We start from the raw sequence: 14,930 nt of genomic DNA on the forward strand, positions 1-14,930 counted from the left end.
GCCGTGGTCAACGTGACCGATCGTGCCCACGTTCACGTGCGGCTTGGTGCGGGTGAATTTACCTTTTGCCATTTTTCGACTCCGAAAAAAACGATTTCAACGCATGCAGATGGGTCGCAAGCCTGTCGTTGCAACCCCAGAAAACTGGTGCCCTTTGCGGGAATCGGACCCGCGACCTCTCCCTTACCAAGGGAGTGCTCTACCACTGAGCCAAAAGGGCTTTTGTTCTAACCAAATCGCTTCCGGCGCCGAACCGGGTCTCTGGAGCGGGAGACGGGAATCGAACCCGCGTCATCAGCTTGGAAGGCTGGGGTTCTACCATTGAACTACTCCCGCATCGGGGGCACTTCAAGGCACCCAAAGCGCTAGATCCAATCGCTCTTAGAAACCAAATTCATCGCTGGTGGAGAGGGCTGGATTCGAACCAGCGTACTCGTAAGAGGGCAGATTTACAGTCTGCTGCCATTAACCACTCGGCCACCTCTCCGGCGAACCTCGAAATATAGCACGATTTTGTGACTACACAGGATTCCCAGCAAAAGATGAAGCATGGAAACCTGCTCGAGGTGTGAAGCCTCTGATTATGAGCGAAGTTCGGAGCCTCCCGACTGCTGCGCCTCACGCCACGCACGGGCTTGGCCAAAATGACCGCAACCGATGAACGGAACCGGCGGCCGGAGCGCAGAAAGCGGCGAGGGATGATTCGACATCAGCACCTTATGGCGCCCAACGTCGATCAACGCACGCTTACTTTGCGCGTGCGAGCCCCATAGCATAAAAACAACAGGTCGCTCACCCTGCGCCACATGGCGAATCACGGCGTCGGTCAGCACCTCCCAGCCGCGGCCTGCATGGCTGGCCGGCTGGGCTTCCTCGACCGTCAGACAGGTGTTGAGCAGCAGCACGCCGTGCGTCGCCCATTTCACGAGACTGCCGCCCGGGTTCGGAAACGCCGGCGGCGGCGTGCCCAGGTCGCGCTGGAGTTCCTTGAAGATGTTGCGCAGCGACGGCGGCAGGGCCACGCCCGACGCCACCGAGAAGGCCAGCCCCTCGGCCTGCCCGCGCCCGTGGTACGGGTCCTGGCCCAGGATCACCACCCGCACGTCTTCCGGCGGCGTGAGTTCCAGCGCCCGCAGCGGCTGCGGCGGAAAGATCACCGCCCCGGCGTCGAGGCGCTCGCGCAGGAAACCCTGCAGCTTCTGGCCGACCGCGCTGGCGAAGAAATCGTCGACCAGCGGCTGCCAGCCCGGCGCCACCGGCCAGTCGGCAGGATCGCTGCTCGACAGCTGGTCCGGCCGCGTCATTTGAACAATGCGGCGAGCGCCTCGCCGGGTTCCTTGGCGCGCATGAAGGCTTCGCCGACCAGGAAGGCATTGACGCCCGCGGCGCGCAGCGTGGCGACGTCCTCGCGCGTGGCGATGCCCGATTCGGTCACCGGCAGGCGATCGGCCGGCAGCTTCGGCAGCAAATCGATGGTGGCCTGGATCGACACCTCGAAGTTGCGCAGGTTGCGGTTGTTCACGCCGATGAGCGGCGTCTTGAGCTTCAGCGCGCGATCGAGTTCGCCCGCGTCGTGCACCTCGACCAGCACCGCCATGCCCAGCCCGCGCGCGATGGCCTCGTAGTCCTTCATCTGCGCGTCGTCGAGGCAGGCGGCGATCAGCAGGATCGCGTCGGCGCCCATCGCGCGCGACTCGTACACCTGGTAGGCGTCGACGATGAAATCCTTGCGCAGCACGGGCAGGTCGCACGAGGCGCGCGCCTGCTTCAGGTAGTCGACGCCGCCCTGGAAGAACTGCTTGTCGGTCAGCACCGAGAGGCAGGCCGCGCTGACCACGCCGTCGCCCTCGGCATAGCTTTGCGCGATGTCGGCCGGAATGAAGTCTTCGCGCAGCACGCCCTTGCTCGGGCTGGCCTTCTTGACCTCGGCGATCACCGCCGCCTGGCCGGCCGCGATCTTGGCGCGCAGCGCGGCCTCGAAGTCGCGCGTGAGCACGCGGCTTTCGGCGTCGAAGCGCACGGCCTCGAGCGGGGCGCGCTTCAGCGCGGCAGCGACTTCCTGGCGTTTGACGGCGACGATCTTGTCGAGAATGTCTGACATGGCTTGCTCTGCTTTCGGTGGCACGACGGCCTGATTCTCAGAAGGAGGTGGAGGCCTTGACCAGCTCGTCGAGCTTGGCCTTCGCCGCACCGGATGCGATGGCCTGGCGCGCATGTTCTACGCCCGCCGGCACCGAGTCGACCACGTTGGCCGCGTACAGCGCCGCGCCCGCATTGAGGAGCACGATGTCCAGCGCCGGGCCGGCCTGGTTGTCCAGCACGCCGATCAGCATGGCCTTCGACTGCTCGGGCGTCTCGACGCGCAGCGAACGGTTGCTCGCCATCTGGAAGCCGAAGTCTTCCGGGTGCAGCTCGTACTCGCGGATCTCGCCGTCCTTGAGCTCGCCGATCATGGTGGCCGCGCCCAGCGAGATCTCGTCCATGCCGTCGCGGCCGTAGACCACCACCGCATGCTCGGCACCGAGGCGCTGCAGCGCGCGCACCTGGATGCCCACGAGGTCGGGGTGGAACACGCCCATCAGGATGTTCGGTGCGCCGGCCGGGTTGGTCAGCGGGCCGAGGATGTTGAAGATCGTCTTGATGCCGAGTTCCTTGCGCACCGGCGCGACGTTCTTCATCGCCGGATGGTGGTTCGGCGCGAACATGAAGCCGATGCCGACCTGTGCGATGCACTGCGCGATCTGCTCGGGCTTGAGGTTGATGTTGACGCCCAGCGACTCCAGCACGTCGGCACTGCCCGACTTGCTCGACACGCTGCGCCCGCCGTGCTTGCTCACCTTGGCGCCCGCCGCGGCCGCGACAAACATCGAGCAGGTCGAGATGTTGAAGGTGTGCGAGCCATCGCCGCCGGTGCCCACGATGTCCACGAGGTTCGTGGTGTCGGCCACGGGCACCTTGGTCGACACCTCGCGCATCACCTGCGCGGCGGCGGTGATCTCGCCGATGGTTTCCTTCTTGACGCGCAGGCCGGTGATCAGTGCGGCCATCATCACGGGCGAACACTCGCCGCTCATGATGAGCCGCACGATGTGCAGCATCTCGTCGTGGAAGACTTCGCGGTGTTCGATGGTGCGCTGCAGCGCTTCCTGGGGGGTGATCATGAAGGGTCTCCTCGGTGTGTGCGTGTAGCCAGGCTTCAGAAGGTGTGAATGAATCCGGCGTGGCCGAGCAGCCCGCCCAGGCGCGCCCCATCAAGGCGCAAAGCGCAGCCATAGCTCGGGCTATGGCGAGCATTTGCAACGCCGAGGGGGCGTGTCTGGGCGGGATGAGCGGACATGGCGGGTTCGTTCACACCTTCTCAAGCCTTGAAGAAGCCGCGGATCGCCGCGACGGCGCGGTCGACGCCCGCGGCATCGACATCCAGGTGCGTCACGAAGCGCAGGCGGTACAGCCCGGTCGCGAGGATGCCCTGCTCATTGAGGCTGGCGAGCAGCGCCGCGGAACGCGCCTGCGCCGCCCCCGCGAGATCGACGAACACGATGTTCGTGTGCGGCGCCTCGACCTTCAGACCCTCGATGCCCTCGAGCCCCTGTGCGAGGCGCTGCGCCAGTGCATGGTCGTCGGCCAGGCGGTCGATGTGGTGGTCGAGCGCATGCGAGGCCGCGGCCGCCAGCAGGCCGGCCTGCCGCATGCCGCCGCCCGCCATCTTGCGGATGCGGTGGGCGCGCGCGATGAACTCGCGCGAACCGACCAGCGTCGAGCCGATCGGTGCGCCCAAGCCCTTGCTGAAGCACACCGACACGCTGTCGAAGCACTGCGCGATGCGGCGGGCTTCGGCGCGGATGTCGCTGCGCTTGTTCAGCGCGGCCTGTGCGGTGGCGGCATTGAAGAGCCGCGCGCCATCCAGGTGCCGCTGCAGCCCCTTGCTTTTCGCCAGGTCGGTCGCGGCCTGCACGTACTCGAAGGGCAGCAGCTTGCCGCCCAGCGTGTTCTCCAGCGCCAGCAGCTTCGTGCGCGCGAAATGCGCGTCGTCGGGCTTGATGGCGGCCTCGATCTGCGCCAGCGGCAGCGTGCCGTCGGGCGCGTGGTCCAGCGGCTGCGGCTGCACGCTGCCGAACACCGCGGCGCCGCCGCCTTCCCAGCGGTAGGCGTGCGCCTGCTGGCCGACGATGTACTCATCGCCGCGGCCGCAGTGCGACAGGATCGCGCACAGGTTGCTCTGCGTGCCGGTGGGCACGAACAGCGCCGCCTCGAAGCCCAGCAGCGCGGCGATCTTCTCCTGCAGCGCATTGACGCTCGGGTCGGTGCCGAAGACGTCGTCGCCCAGCGGCGCAGCCGCCATGGCCTCGCGCATCGCGGGCGTGGGCTGCGTGACGGTGTCGCTGCGCAGGTCGACGATGGGAGAGCGTTCGGTCATGGTGGGTCAGTCCAGAAAGTTCTTGAGCATGGCGTGGCCGTGCTCGGTGAGGATCGATTCAGGATGGAACTGCACGCCTTCGATGCGCACGTCGTGCGCAAAGCCGGTGTGCCGCACACCCATGATCTCGCCGTCGTCGGTCCAGGCGGTGACAGCCAGTTCTTTCGGGCAGCTCTCGCGCTCGATCGAGAGCGAGTGGTAGCGGTTGACGATGAACTTCTGCGGCAGCCCTGCGAACACGCCCTCTTGCGTAGTCGTGATCTCGCTGGTCTTGCCGTGCATGAGCTGCTGCGCGCGCACGATCTTGCCGCCGAAGGCTGCGCCGATGGCCTGGTGGCCCAGGCACACGCCCAGGATCGGCAGCTTGCCCGCGAAGGCCTCGATGGCCGCCACCGACACGCCCGCCTCGGCCGGCGAACACGGACCCGGCGACACCACCAGCCGCGTCACGCCCGAAGCGATCAGCGCGCCGATCTGCTCGACGGTGATCTCGTCGTTGCGGTGCACCTGCACGTCCGCCCCCAGCTCGCCGAAGTACTGGACGATGTTGTAGGTGAACGAATCGTAGTTGTCGATCATCAGCAGTTTCATGGCTTGCTCACAATCCGGTGCACGCCCTTGACGACGGGGAACACGTTGAAGTTGATCAGGAGGCCCAGCTTCAGGCCCGACAGGCGCAATGCGGCCAGCACCTGCGCGCGGTGCAGGTCGGTCAGCACATCGACGGCGCGCAGCTCGACGATGACCGACTGCTCGATCACGAAGCCCGCGCGGTACACCTCGCCGAGCGACCGGCCCTTGTAGCTGGCCGACAGCGCCACGTCGCGCGCAAAGCCGATCTCGCGCTCGGCGAGTTCGATGGCCAGCGCTGCGGCATAGGCCCCTTCGTCGAGCCCCGTGCCGAGCACGCGCTGCACCTCGACGGCGGCGCCGATGATCTCGTGCGAGAAGTCGTTCTGGATGTCGGGTACGTTGCTCATTCCAGGCCTTCCTCGACCAGTTCGGCGGCACGCAGGAGTGCGCGCGCCTTGGCTTCTGTTTCCTTCCACTCCAGCTCGGGCACCGAGTCGGCCACCACGCCGGCCGCGGCCTGCACGTGCAGCATCTGGTCCTTCACGATGCCGGTGCGGATCGCGATGGCCACGTCCATGTCGCCCGCGTAGCTGATGTAGCCGCAGGCGCCGCCGTACAGGCCGCGCTTGGTGGGCTCGAGCTGGTCGATGAGTTCCATCGCATGCACCTTCGGCGCGCCGGTCAGCGTGCCAGCAGGGAACGTGGCCTTGAGCACGTCGATGGCGGTCATGCCGTCCTTCAGCGTGCCTTCGACGTTGCTCACGATGTGCATCACGTGGCTGTAGCGCTCCACCGCGAAGGCCTCGGTCACCTTCACGGTGCCGGTCTTGGCGATGCGGCCGATGTCGTTGCGCGCCAGGTCGATCAGCATCACGTGCTCGGCGCGCTCCTTCGGGTCGTTGATGAGTTCCACCTCGGCCGCCTTGTCGAGTTCGATCGAGGCGCCGCGCGGGCGCGTGCCAGCCAGCGGGCGGATGGTGATCTTCTGCTCGCCGTCGCCCGTGTTCTCCTGGCGCACCAGGATCTCGGGCGAGGCGCCCACCACGTGGAAGTCGCCCAGGTTGTAGTAGTACATGTAGGGCGACGGGTTCAGCGAACGCAGCGCGCGGTACAGCGACAGCGGCGATTCGGTGTAGCGCTTGCTGATGCGCTGGCCCACCTGCACCTGCATGAAGTCGCCAGCGGCGATCATCTCCTTGGCGCGCTCCACGGCCGCAAGGTAGTCGGCCTTGGCGAAGCTGCGCTCGGGCGGATGCGCCTGCGTGGGCTTCACGACGGGCGCACTCACCGAGTACTTGAGCTTGTCCTTCAGCTCGCGCAGGCGACGCTTGCCCACGGCGTAGGCCTCGGGCTGCTTCGGGTCGGCGTAGACGATGAGGTAGAGCTTGCCCGACAAGTTGTCGATGACGGCGAGTTCTTCGCACTGCAGCAGCAAGATGTCGGGGCAGCCCAGCGCGTCGGGCGGGCAGCTTTTTTCGAGCTTGCGCTCGATGTGGCGCACGGTGTCGTAGCCGAAGTAGCCGGCCAGGCCGCCACAGAAGCGCGGCAGGCCGGGCCGCAGCGCGACCTTGAAGCGCTTCTGGTAGTCGGCCACGAAGTCCAGCGGGTTGCCCTTGGCGGTCTCGACGACCTGGCCGTCGGTCACGACTTCGGTGACGGCCTCGTCGCCGAAGCCCGAGGCGCGCAGCAAGGTGCGCGCCGGCAGGCCGATGAAGCTGTAGCGCCCGAAGCGCTCGCCGCCCACGACCGATTCGAGCAGGAAGCTGTGCTTGCCACCGCCCTGCGAATGGGCGAGTTTCAGATAGAGGGAAAGCGGCGTTTCGAGGTCGGCAAAGGCCTCGGCCATCAGCGGGATGCGGTTGTAGCCCTGGGCGCTGAGGCTCTTGAATTCAAGTTCGGTGATCACGGATCGTTCTCCAGTTGCCTGCCGACGCTCCTTTGGCCGGTGGCAAGGTCATTCACGAGAGTGGCCCGGTGCCGGCATGCGTGCCGGCTCGGAACCGCGGGCGCACGGCGTGCGCCGCGCAATCAAACAGTCAGCGATGTATGGCGACGCCAGGGCCAGGCTCCCCGGCTGCCTTCACCTGTTTGAATGATGTGATGAACGAACATGGAGCGCCGAGTTTAGCCCACGAAAACCAGGCCTTGTGCAACCGCAGGCTTCAGGGTTCCCCCGGAGCCTGCGGGATAAAACGAAAAGATACATTCGCACGACCGTTCGCAAATTCAAGGAGACTCACTTGCTCGCACCCCTGCTCCCGGCCGTGTTCTCCCGCCTCGCGGCGCTCGCTGTCCTCTCGGCCGCGCTCTGCGGCAGTGCCTTCGCGGCGCAGGTCGAGGTGGCCGGCGTCAAGCTCGACGACCAGATGGACCTGCGCGGCGCCCCGCTGGTGCTCAACGGCGCGGGCATCCGCTACAAGACCATCATCAAGGTCTACACGGCCGGCCTGTACCTGGGCAAGAAGGCGTCGACCACCGAAGAGGCGCTGGCCGTGCCGGGCCCCAAGCGCGTGGCGATCACGATGCTGCGCGACATCGACGCCAACGAGCTCGGCAAGCTCTTCGTCAAGGGCGTGGAAGACAACTCGCCCAAGAGCGAAATGGTCAACCTGATCCCCGGGCTGCTGCGCATGGGCCAGATGTTCGCGGACCAGAAGCAGCTCAAGGCCGGCGACACCTTCACCATCGACTGGGTGCCCGGCACGGGCACGCTGATCACGGTGCGCGGCGTGCCGCAGCCCGACCCGGTGAAGGAAGTGGCGTTCTTCAATGCGCTGATGCGCATCTGGCTCGGCCCGAACCCGGCCGACTGGAAGCTGAAGGACGCGCTGCTCGGAAAGCAGTAAGTAGCCGGGCGGCCCGTCAGGCCGCCGCGAGGTCGGCCAGCGATTCCACGAACCCGTCCGCATCCACGCCGCGCACCGGCTCGCCGTGGTTGTAGCCGTAGGTCACGAGCACCACGGGGCAGCCGGCGGCGCGCGCGGCACGCGCGTCGTTGCTTGAGTCGCCCACCATCAGCGTGCGCGCGGGCACCGTGCCCAGCGCCTCGCAGGTCTTCAACAGCGGCAGCGGGTCGGGCTTCTTGCGCTCGAAGGCATCGCCGCCGAACACCTGTTCGAAGAAGCCGTCGAGCCCCTTCGCGGCCAGCAGCGGCTTGGCGAAGGAGGTCGGCTTGTTCGTCAGGCAGGCCAGCCGCAGTCCGCGCGCGCGCAGCGCCTTCAGGCCCTCGACCACGCCAGGGTAGGTAGCCGAATACCGGCCGTTGATCTCGAGGTAGTGGTGCTGGTAGCGCTCCCACGCACGATCGAACAGCGCCGCCGGGGCCGGCGCGCCCACGTGCGCCAGCGCCGACAGGATCAGGTGCTCCGACCCCTTGCCCACCATGCGCTCGATGGCGGCGGGCGCCACCGGCGGCAGGTCGAGGTCGCGCAGCATGCGGTTCAGGGCCTCGGCAAAGTCGCCGAGCGTGTCGACCATGGTGCCGTCGAGGTCGACGATGGCGGCGTCGAAGCGGGAGAGATCGGTGCGAAGAGTGTCCAAGACAGGCGGCTCCCAGGGAGCGAAGTGGGTGGTGGATGCGCGAGGCACGCATTGTCCCCCGGCCGCAAAATAGGCGCCCATGACCCCCACGACGCCCCCGCCCTCCGCCCCTCGCCCCATCCGCACCGCCGCCACGCTCGTCGTCCTGCGCGACGGCCCCGAAGGCCTCGAGGTGCTGATGCTGCGGCGGGCCGAGAAGGCCAACGACCAGAACAGCGGCGCCAGCGTCTTCCCCGGTGGCATGGTCGATGCGCACGACCGCCTGCTGCACCCGCTGTGCGCGGGCCTGGACGACGCCGCCGCGAGCGCGCGGCTGGGCCTGCCCGAAGGCGGGCTCGACTTCCACGCAGCGGCGATCCGCGAATGCTTCGAAGAAGCCGGGCTGCTGCTCGCGAACGATGCGCAGGGCCGGCCGGTCGAGCTGCTCTCGCTCACGTCGGGCGAACTCGACGCGATGCGCGCCGCCGCCGAGCGCAGCACCGACGCCCTGCTCGCCCTGTGCGCCGAGCGCGGCTGGTGCCTCGCCGTCGACCGCATCGCGTACTTCAGCCACTGGCTGACCCCGCCCGGCATGCCGCGCCGCTTCGACACGCGCTTCTTCGCCGCCGCGATGCCCGCCGGCCAGGACGTTCGCCCCGACGGCCGCGAGACCGTCGAGCACCTGTGGCTGAAGCCCGCCGACGCGGTCAGCCCCGAACGCGGCCTCAAGCTGCTGAACGTGACGCGGCGCGTGCTCGAGCACCTGGCCACCTTCGCCCGCGTCGACGACTTCATGGCCCACGCGCGCGCACTGCGCCGCATTCCGCTGACCATGCCGCGCCTGGCCGACGGTCCCAAGGGCCGACGCCCGGTGAACATGGAAGAGCCCGCCTACGACGAGATCGGGCACCTCGATCCCGACGGCCAGGGCGGCGGCCGCTATGCGCTCGAAGCGGGCCTGGTCACGCCGCTGTCCGCGCGCGTGGTGCGCGTCGTGCACGACAGCGGCCTCAACAGTTTTCTCATCGGCGGCACCGAGGGCTGGGCGCTCATCAACCGTGCGCCCGGCGACGCGGCGCACGAAGCCGCGCTGCGGGCGGCGGCGCCCGGGCCGGTGCGATGGGTGCTGTCGGCGGACGCTGCGCCGCAGGCCCTGGACCTCGGCGGCGCCACGCTCCAGGTGCTGGGGGCACAGCGCTTCCTGCTGGCCGAGGAGCGCATGCTGTTCACGGACGACGCAACGACCACCGCCGTCGAGACGGATCACCGCGTCGAATGGATCGTGCCCGCGCGCGGCTTCATGCGCCGCCCGGCGTCGGCGCTCGCCGACTGAGCCGCGTCTTCAGGCCTGCTGCGCTTCCGTCAGCGCCTGCGCCGCCACCACCGCTTCGGTGCGGTTGCGCACGTTGAGCGCGCGGAAGATGGCGGCCAGGTGGATCTTCACCGTGCCTTCGCTGATGCCCAGGCTGCGCCCGATCAGCTTGTTCGGCTTGCCTTGCGACAGCAGTTGCAGCACCTCGACCTGCCGCTCGGTGAGCACGCTGCGCAGGTGTTCGAGGGTCTGGGTGCCGCCACCGCCGTTGCCGCCGCGCGCAAAGGGCTCGCCCGCCGCGGCAGACGACGGCGACACGCCGGCCACGATGCCCGGCGGCAGCGCCGTGAGCATCATCGGCGGCACGTACACGCCGCCCGCCAGCACCAGGCGCACGGCCGACAGCATGACATCGGGCGAATAGGCCTTGGGAATGAAACCGAGCACGCCGCGTTCGAGCGCGCTGCGCATGATGGACGGGTCTTCGTAGCCCGACAGCACGATCACGGGCACGGCCGGGTGTCGTCGCCGGATCTCGTCGATGTGGGCCTGCCCGTCCGCGCCGGGCATGTTGAGGTCGATCAGGGCCAGGTCGAGATCGTCGGTCGCGCCGGCAAGCAGTTCGTCGACGCTCAGCGCCAGGACGAACTCGATGCCAGCTCCCAGCTCCGACAACTTGGCTTTGACCGCCTCGATGACGAGCCGGTGGTCGTCGGCGATCAGAATTTTCATGGCATACCCCAGTGTCCCAACGTCAATGTGCATTGGATTCTTCTGCGACTGCGAAGATAACGGCGATTGCCCCGTCCAGCAAGGCCGCCGCGCCCCACCAACGGCATAGACCCCAAGCGGTATGGCGGCCCCGTGGGCCCGTTGAAAAAATGAACGCCCACTCCAACGACCGGGGACATGGGCATGTGCGATCGCTGCAGACGCCGGTGCAAGGCATGCTTCGCAATGCACGCTTGAGAAGCGGGCATCCCTCATGGCCCGCCTGCTCGACTGCTTCTCGCCCTTCATTGCCTTCGGTCTCGGCCTGGACGCATCGATCGCGGCCGGCCACCCCACCCTCACCCACGGCGACGCCCAGCGCGAGGCCCTGCGCCTGCTGGACATCGCACGCGCCGACGCCGACGTGGCCGGCGCCACCGCCACGCAGATCGAGTCGGCCGCATTTGCCATGGTCGCGTGGCTCGACGAGATCCTGGCGCGCCACCCCGACGCCGTGGACGGCGCCGCGCCGCTGCAGGTGCAGCTGTTCAACTCCAACAACGCGCACAGCGAGTTCTTTCACCACCTCTCGGCGCTCGGTGCGCAGGACCACGCGGTGCGCGAGGTCTACTGGCATGCGCTGGCGCACGGCTTCAAGGGCCAGTACTACTTCGAGTCGGGCGACGAGGGCGAGCTCGGCAAGCTGAAGGACCTGCACGGCCGGCAGCTGCAACCGCCGCCGCTCGAACTCGGCAGCCTCGCGCAGGACCACATCACGCCGCAGCCCTACGGCGTGCCCGATCCGCGCGGCCCGGCCGACATGCGCCGGCGCGACCGCACCGTGCTGCGCACCGGCGCCGCGCTGGCCGTGCTCGTGCCCGCGCTCTTCCTGCTGTGGCACTGGCTGGCGGGGCCGCCGGCCGCCGGCACGGCGCTCACGCAGCGCATCGACCGGCAACTCGCCAGCTACGCCTGCGCCGACCTCGAAGCCTCGATCGACCCCGACGGCCGCCCGCGCGTGACCGGCTTCGTCTCGCAGCGCGACGACCTGCTCAAGGTGGCGGAGGACGTCGCGGCCATTCCCGGCGTGCGCGCACCACAGTTCGACATCGGGCTGCGCGTGTGGCCGCACTGCGAGGTGTTCGCCATCCTCAAGCCCTCGCAGGCGCGCAACCGCCAGAAGAACCACGGGCTGAGCGTGAGCGCGCCGTCCGCGCGCGACGGCCGGCTGCGCGAGGGCGACGCGGTGCGCGTGCAGGTGGTGGCGCCGCGCCACGAGAGCTACATCTGGGTCGACTACTACACCGCCGATGGTTCCGTGATGCACCTGAACACCGGGCCGGCCCCGACGCGGCTGCGCGCGGGCGAGTCGCTGGAACTCGGGTCCGACATTCCCTCGAGCTGGCTCGTGAGCCCGCCCTTCGGCAACGTGCTGATCACCGTGCTGTCGGCGCCGATGCCGTTCAGCGAAACCTCCGACCGCCCGCCGTACGAGATGGCCTCGGCCTACCTGCTGCGCCTGCGCGAGGCGCTGGCGGCCAGCAGGAACAGCGAGCGGCTGATCGCCGACTTCATCTCCCTCGAAACCGTGGCGCGCTGACCTCGCCCTCCCCCACCATGTTCGACACGCTGTCACCCGTGCACCTCTTCTGGCCGCTGCTCGCGGTCTGCCTCGCCGGCCTGGCGCTGCTGTACGCCGCCGTGCGCGATGCCGGCCGCGGCGCGCGGCGGCGCGGACTGCTTCGGCGCGTCGACGCCCTCGGTGCGCCCGCCGACCACGCCGCCGTCGACGCGCTGAAGGAGGCCATGGCACAGGCGCGCACCTCGCTGCGGCAGGCGCCGCGCACGCGCGCGACGGCGCCGTGGTTCCTCTTCATCGGCGGTCCGGCCACCGGGCTGCCGGGGCTGCTCTCGGCGGCCCGCGCCGAGTGCGTGGCGCCGCCGCCGCACGAGGCACCCGGCACGCCCTGGTGGCGCTGGTGGACCACCGGCGCGCTGACGGCCATCGAGCTGCATCCCGACGCCATCGGCGACCAGGCCGGCACGGCGCCCGCGCGCGGGCTCTGGCTGCAGTCGCTGCTGGCGCTTGCCGAGCGGCGCGAACGCCTGCCGCTGCACGGCGTGGTGGTGTGCGTGGCGGCCGGCGACCTGCTGCACGGCGACCCGGCCCTGCGCAAGCGCGCCACCGCGAACATGCGCCGCCTGCTCGACGAGGCCAGCGACACGCTGCGCCTGCAGCTGCCGGTCTACCTCGTCGTGACGGGCCTCGAAGGCCTCAAGGGCTACGCCACGCTGCGCGCCGCGCTGCCGCCCGAGGTGCTCGCGCAGGCGCTCGGCCACCGCGTGGAGCACCCGTTCGCGGCGCACGCAGCGCGCGCCGCCGACCGGCTCGATGCGCTGTTCGATCCGCTCGTGGCGCAGCTGCACGGCCTGCGCATGGCCTTGCTGCGCGAGCAGCCGGGCCCCGCGGGACGGCTCGCGCTGCATGGCTTCGTGGAGAGCGTGCGCACCTTGCAACCGGCCTTGCGGCAAGTGGCGCAGGGGCTGTTCGAGGGGCACGGCAAGGGGGTGCGCGCGCCGCGCTGGCGCGGGCTGTACCTCACGGCGACGGCGTCGGAGAACGGCACGGGCGCCGCGTTCGTGAGCGACCTGTTCGGCCGCTTCCTGCCGGCGGACCAGCCGCTGGTGCGGCCCGGGCGCTTTGCGCCCACGGTGCCGGCGGAACTGCGCTGAGGCCGCCGTGCAGCTGGCGCTACTTGGCCGCAGCGTCGACGCGGATCTGCCGCGCGCCGAAGGTCACGTTGAGCACCTGCGCCTGGCCCGGCACGACCGCGCGCACCTCGCGCCAGCGTGCGCGGTCGAGGTCGCGGAACGCGGCCATCACGCCGATCGCCTTGGCATCGGCCGGCAGGGTGAGGTCGAGCTTCTTGCTCTCGCCGGGGCGCAGCAGCATTTCTTCGCGCTGCACCAGTTCGGCGCCGAGCGTGGCCTGGTCTTTCTCGAACAGCGAGAAGAAGTCGGCGCCTTCGAAGGGCCCCGGTGTCTTGAGCGCATAGACGCGCACCGTGAGCGGCGAGGCGCGGCCGCGCGCATCGGGGTTGGCATCGGCGCCGGCCGTGAGCGTGATCGACACCGGCGTGACCACCGGTTTGCTCGCGCAGCCCGCCATCAGAAGACCCGCTGCAGCAAGGCCAAGGGCTGCGAGACGTCGCCGGGAAGGCCACGCCACGGAGTGCTCATAGGACGAATGGTGTGTACCCAGCGTGCGCATGCTATTCCCTTCGTTGCATTGACCGGTCCTGACGCATCTTTGATTATCACCAGCGAACTCGAACAGGCAACATGCTGACTCCCCAACTCGTCGACGCACTGCTCACGCCCATCGGCGAGGCCTCGCCTTGCGGGGACGACCTGGAGTACGACGCGGACTTCATGGCCCTCACGACTGCGGCGCAAGGCAAGGCCGAGCAGCAGTTCGGCGACACCGTGATCCCCGCCGTCGAACCCGACTGGCGCGACGTGGCCGAACGCGCCGACGCACAGCTGCGTCGCAGCAAGGACGTGCGCGCCGCCGTGCTGCTGCTGCGCGCCGCGACGCGCCTGCAGGGCGTGGCCGGCTTCACGGCGGGCCTGCAATTGCTCACCTCGCTGCTCGACACCTTCTGGGACGGCATACATCCAAAGCTGGATGCGGACGACGACAACGACCCCACCATGCGCCTGAACGCGCTCGCGCCCTTGAGCGACGACAGCATGGTGCCGCGCGACCTGTACGACGCCTCGGTGGGCAACGCGCCGGGCGTGGGCCCGATCCGCGTGCGCGACATCGCCATTGCGCACGGCGTGCTCAATGCCGTCGGCGGCGAAGCGTCGTATTCGCCCGCGCAGGTGCATGGCGGGCTCGAGGCCCTGCACGCCGCGCACCCCGAACAGCTGCAGGCCGCCATCGGCCTGCCTGCGCTGCTCGACCGCCTGCAGAAGCTGCTGGGCGAGCGCACAGGCCGCACCGATGCGGTGGACCTGGGCACGCTGCGCACCGTGTCGCGCACGGTCGCCAAGGCCTGCACGGCGGCAGCCGGCGCACCGGAAGCCTCGGCCGATGAAGGCGCAGCCGCCGACAGCGACGCCCCGGCCGGCAACGCAGCCCGCCCGGCCACACCGCGCGGTGAGATCCAGAACCGCCAGGACGCGGTGCAGATGCTCGACCGCGTCATCCGCTACCTCGAACAGGCCGAGCCCGGCAACCCCGCGCCGCTCCTGATCGAACGCGCCAAGAAGCTCATCGGCGTGAGCTTCCTGGACATCATGGCCAACCTCGCGCCCAACGCGATGGACACCATCGAGACCGTGACGGGCAAACGCCAGTCCGAATGACCGCCGCCGTTTCCACCCGTCCCC

15 protein-coding genes, 3 tRNA genes and 1 pseudogene are annotated in these 14,930 nt (G+C 69.0%); 5 read left to right on the top strand and 14 right to left on the bottom strand.

All coding sequences use genetic code 11. The features are described 5' to 3' along the window. From AC07OX_RS31115 to trpE, 11 genes and pseudogenes are all read right to left on the bottom strand, one after another. Positions 1-72 (bottom strand): annotated as a pseudogene (locus tag AC07OX_RS31115) (GTP-binding protein); the annotation flags it as partial. A 73-nt stretch (positions 73-145) separates the two neighbouring features. Further along, positions 146-220 (bottom strand) — tRNA-Thr (locus AC07OX_RS31120). A gap of 42 nt (positions 221-262) precedes the next feature. Then, positions 263-336 (bottom strand) — tRNA-Gly (locus AC07OX_RS31125). Positions 337-401: 65 nt separating this feature from the next. After that, positions 402-487, bottom strand: a tRNA-Tyr gene (locus AC07OX_RS31130). Between the two features lie 94 nt (positions 488-581). After that, positions 582-1,304 carry a uracil-DNA glycosylase gene (locus AC07OX_RS31135; protein WP_095950912.1) on the bottom strand — a complete coding sequence of 241 codons (723 nt, stop codon included), beginning with the start codon at positions 1,302-1,304 and terminating at the stop codon, positions 582-584. After that, the gene (gene trpC / locus AC07OX_RS31140; RefSeq protein ID WP_354346577.1) at positions 1,301-2,101 is read right to left on the bottom strand and encodes an indole-3-glycerol phosphate synthase TrpC; all 801 of its coding nucleotides are present in this window, start codon (positions 2,099-2,101) and stop codon (positions 1,301-1,303) included. The genes AC07OX_RS31135 and trpC overlap by 4 nt, the downstream gene beginning before the upstream one ends. A 37-nt stretch (positions 2,102-2,138) precedes the next feature. Then, positions 2,139-3,161: an anthranilate phosphoribosyltransferase gene (gene trpD, locus AC07OX_RS31145; RefSeq protein ID WP_495262775.1), complete on the bottom strand. Its 1,023-nt coding sequence runs from the start codon at positions 3,159-3,161 to the stop codon at positions 2,139-2,141. Positions 3,162-3,358: 197 nt separating this feature from the next. Beyond that, positions 3,359-4,417 (bottom strand): low-specificity L-threonine aldolase, encoded by a 1,059-nt coding sequence (gene ltaE / locus AC07OX_RS31150; protein WP_495262774.1) that lies wholly within the window; start codon positions 4,415-4,417, stop codon positions 3,359-3,361. A gap of 6 nt (positions 4,418-4,423) precedes the next feature. Continuing rightward, positions 4,424-5,008, bottom strand: coding sequence for an aminodeoxychorismate/anthranilate synthase component II (locus AC07OX_RS31155; RefSeq protein ID WP_070063896.1), 585 nt, complete (start codon positions 5,006-5,008; stop codon positions 4,424-4,426). Continuing rightward, positions 5,005-5,397, bottom strand: coding sequence for a GxxExxY protein (locus tag AC07OX_RS31160; RefSeq protein WP_495262773.1), 393 nt, complete (start codon positions 5,395-5,397; stop codon positions 5,005-5,007). Before AC07OX_RS31160 ends, AC07OX_RS31155 begins: the two co-directional genes overlap by 4 nt. Beyond that, entirely contained in the window at positions 5,394-6,896 is a 1,503-nt protein-coding gene (gene trpE, locus AC07OX_RS31165; RefSeq protein ID WP_056584602.1) for an anthranilate synthase component I, read from the bottom strand. Before trpE ends, AC07OX_RS31160 begins: the two co-directional genes overlap by 4 nt. Positions 6,897-7,230: 334 nt before the next feature. Between trpE and AC07OX_RS31170 the strand changes: the two genes are divergently transcribed. Continuing rightward, complete coding sequence (locus tag AC07OX_RS31170; protein ID WP_095743420.1) at positions 7,231-7,836, top strand: chalcone isomerase family protein; 606 nt, start codon at positions 7,231-7,233, stop codon at positions 7,834-7,836. A 16-nt stretch (positions 7,837-7,852) separates the two neighbouring features. Here AC07OX_RS31170 and AC07OX_RS31175 read toward each other — a convergent pair whose 3' ends face one another. After that, the gene (locus tag AC07OX_RS31175) at positions 7,853-8,530 is read right to left on the bottom strand and encodes a phosphoglycolate phosphatase (RefSeq protein WP_495262772.1); all 678 of its coding nucleotides are present in this window, start codon (positions 8,528-8,530) and stop codon (positions 7,853-7,855) included. 79 nt (positions 8,531-8,609) lie between these two features. On the opposite strand from AC07OX_RS31175, the gene AC07OX_RS31180 reads away from it, so the two are divergent. Next, positions 8,610-9,842: an NUDIX hydrolase gene (locus AC07OX_RS31180; protein ID WP_495262771.1), complete on the top strand. Its 1,233-nt coding sequence runs from the start codon at positions 8,610-8,612 to the stop codon at positions 9,840-9,842. A 9-nt stretch (positions 9,843-9,851) separates the two neighbouring features. On the opposite strand, the gene AC07OX_RS31185 is transcribed toward AC07OX_RS31180, so the two are convergent. Beyond that, positions 9,852-10,553 carry a response regulator transcription factor gene (locus tag AC07OX_RS31185; protein WP_095743417.1) on the bottom strand — a complete coding sequence of 234 codons (702 nt, stop codon included), beginning with the start codon at positions 10,551-10,553 and terminating at the stop codon, positions 9,852-9,854. A gap of 253 nt (positions 10,554-10,806) precedes the next feature. Here AC07OX_RS31185 and AC07OX_RS31190 point away from each other — a divergent pair, with 253 nt between their 5' ends. Together AC07OX_RS31190 and AC07OX_RS31195 are read left to right on the top strand one after the other, a co-directional pair. Then, positions 10,807-12,132 (top strand): DotU family type IV/VI secretion system protein, encoded by a 1,326-nt coding sequence (locus AC07OX_RS31190; RefSeq protein ID WP_492733676.1) that lies wholly within the window; start codon positions 10,807-10,809, stop codon positions 12,130-12,132. Positions 12,133-12,149: 17 nt separating this feature from the next. Then, on the top strand, positions 12,150-13,265 hold the full coding sequence (locus tag AC07OX_RS31195) for a type VI secretion system protein (RefSeq protein WP_495262770.1): 1,116 nt from the start codon (positions 12,150-12,152) through the stop codon (positions 13,263-13,265). Between the two features lie 19 nt (positions 13,266-13,284). On the opposite strand, the gene tssJ is transcribed toward AC07OX_RS31195, so the two are convergent. Then, entirely contained in the window at positions 13,285-13,803 is a 519-nt protein-coding gene (gene tssJ / locus AC07OX_RS31200; RefSeq protein ID WP_095743414.1) for a type VI secretion system lipoprotein TssJ, read from the bottom strand. 71 nt (positions 13,804-13,874) lie between these two features. Here tssJ and tssA point away from each other — a divergent pair, with 71 nt between their 5' ends. Continuing rightward, a complete protein-coding gene (tssA, locus tag AC07OX_RS31205; RefSeq protein WP_495262769.1) occupies positions 13,875-14,906 on the top strand; it encodes a type VI secretion system protein TssA in 1,032 nt (343 codons plus the stop codon). Positions 14,907-14,930 lie beyond the last annotated feature (24 nt).

The sequence above is a fragment of the Variovorax sp. GW821-FHT09D07 genome (genome assembly GCF_059416345.1).

Coding starts and splice junctions, on each gene's coding strand:
- AC07OX_RS31135 (WP_095950912.1), bottom strand. CDS start 1,304: ATGACGCGGCCGGACCAGCTGTCGAGCAGCGATCCTGCCGACTGGCCG.
- trpC (WP_354346577.1), bottom strand. CDS start 2,101: ATGTCAGACATTCTCGACAAGATCGTCGCCGTCAAACGCCAGGAAGTC.
- trpD (WP_495262775.1), bottom strand. CDS start 3,161: ATGATCACCCCCCAGGAAGCGCTGCAGCGCACCATCGAACACCGCGAA.
- ltaE (WP_495262774.1), bottom strand. CDS start 4,417: ATGACCGAACGCTCTCCCATCGTCGACCTGCGCAGCGACACCGTCACG.
- AC07OX_RS31155 (WP_070063896.1), bottom strand. CDS start 5,008: ATGAAACTGCTGATGATCGACAACTACGATTCGTTCACCTACAACATC.
- AC07OX_RS31160 (WP_495262773.1), bottom strand. CDS start 5,397: ATGAGCAACGTACCCGACATCCAGAACGACTTCTCGCACGAGATCATC.
- AC07OX_RS31180 (WP_495262771.1), top strand. CDS start 8,610: ATGACCCCCACGACGCCCCCGCCCTCCGCCCCTCGCCCCATCCGCACC.
- AC07OX_RS31185 (WP_095743417.1), bottom strand. CDS start 10,553: ATGAAAATTCTGATCGCCGACGACCACCGGCTCGTCATCGAGGCGGTC.
- AC07OX_RS31190 (WP_492733676.1), top strand. CDS start 10,807: ATGGCCCGCCTGCTCGACTGCTTCTCGCCCTTCATTGCCTTCGGTCTC.
- AC07OX_RS31195 (WP_495262770.1), top strand. CDS start 12,150: ATGTTCGACACGCTGTCACCCGTGCACCTCTTCTGGCCGCTGCTCGCG.
- tssJ (WP_095743414.1), bottom strand. CDS start 13,803: ATGCGCACGCTGGGTACACACCATTCGTCCTATGAGCACTCCGTGGCG.
- tssA (WP_495262769.1), top strand. CDS start 13,875: ATGCTGACTCCCCAACTCGTCGACGCACTGCTCACGCCCATCGGCGAG.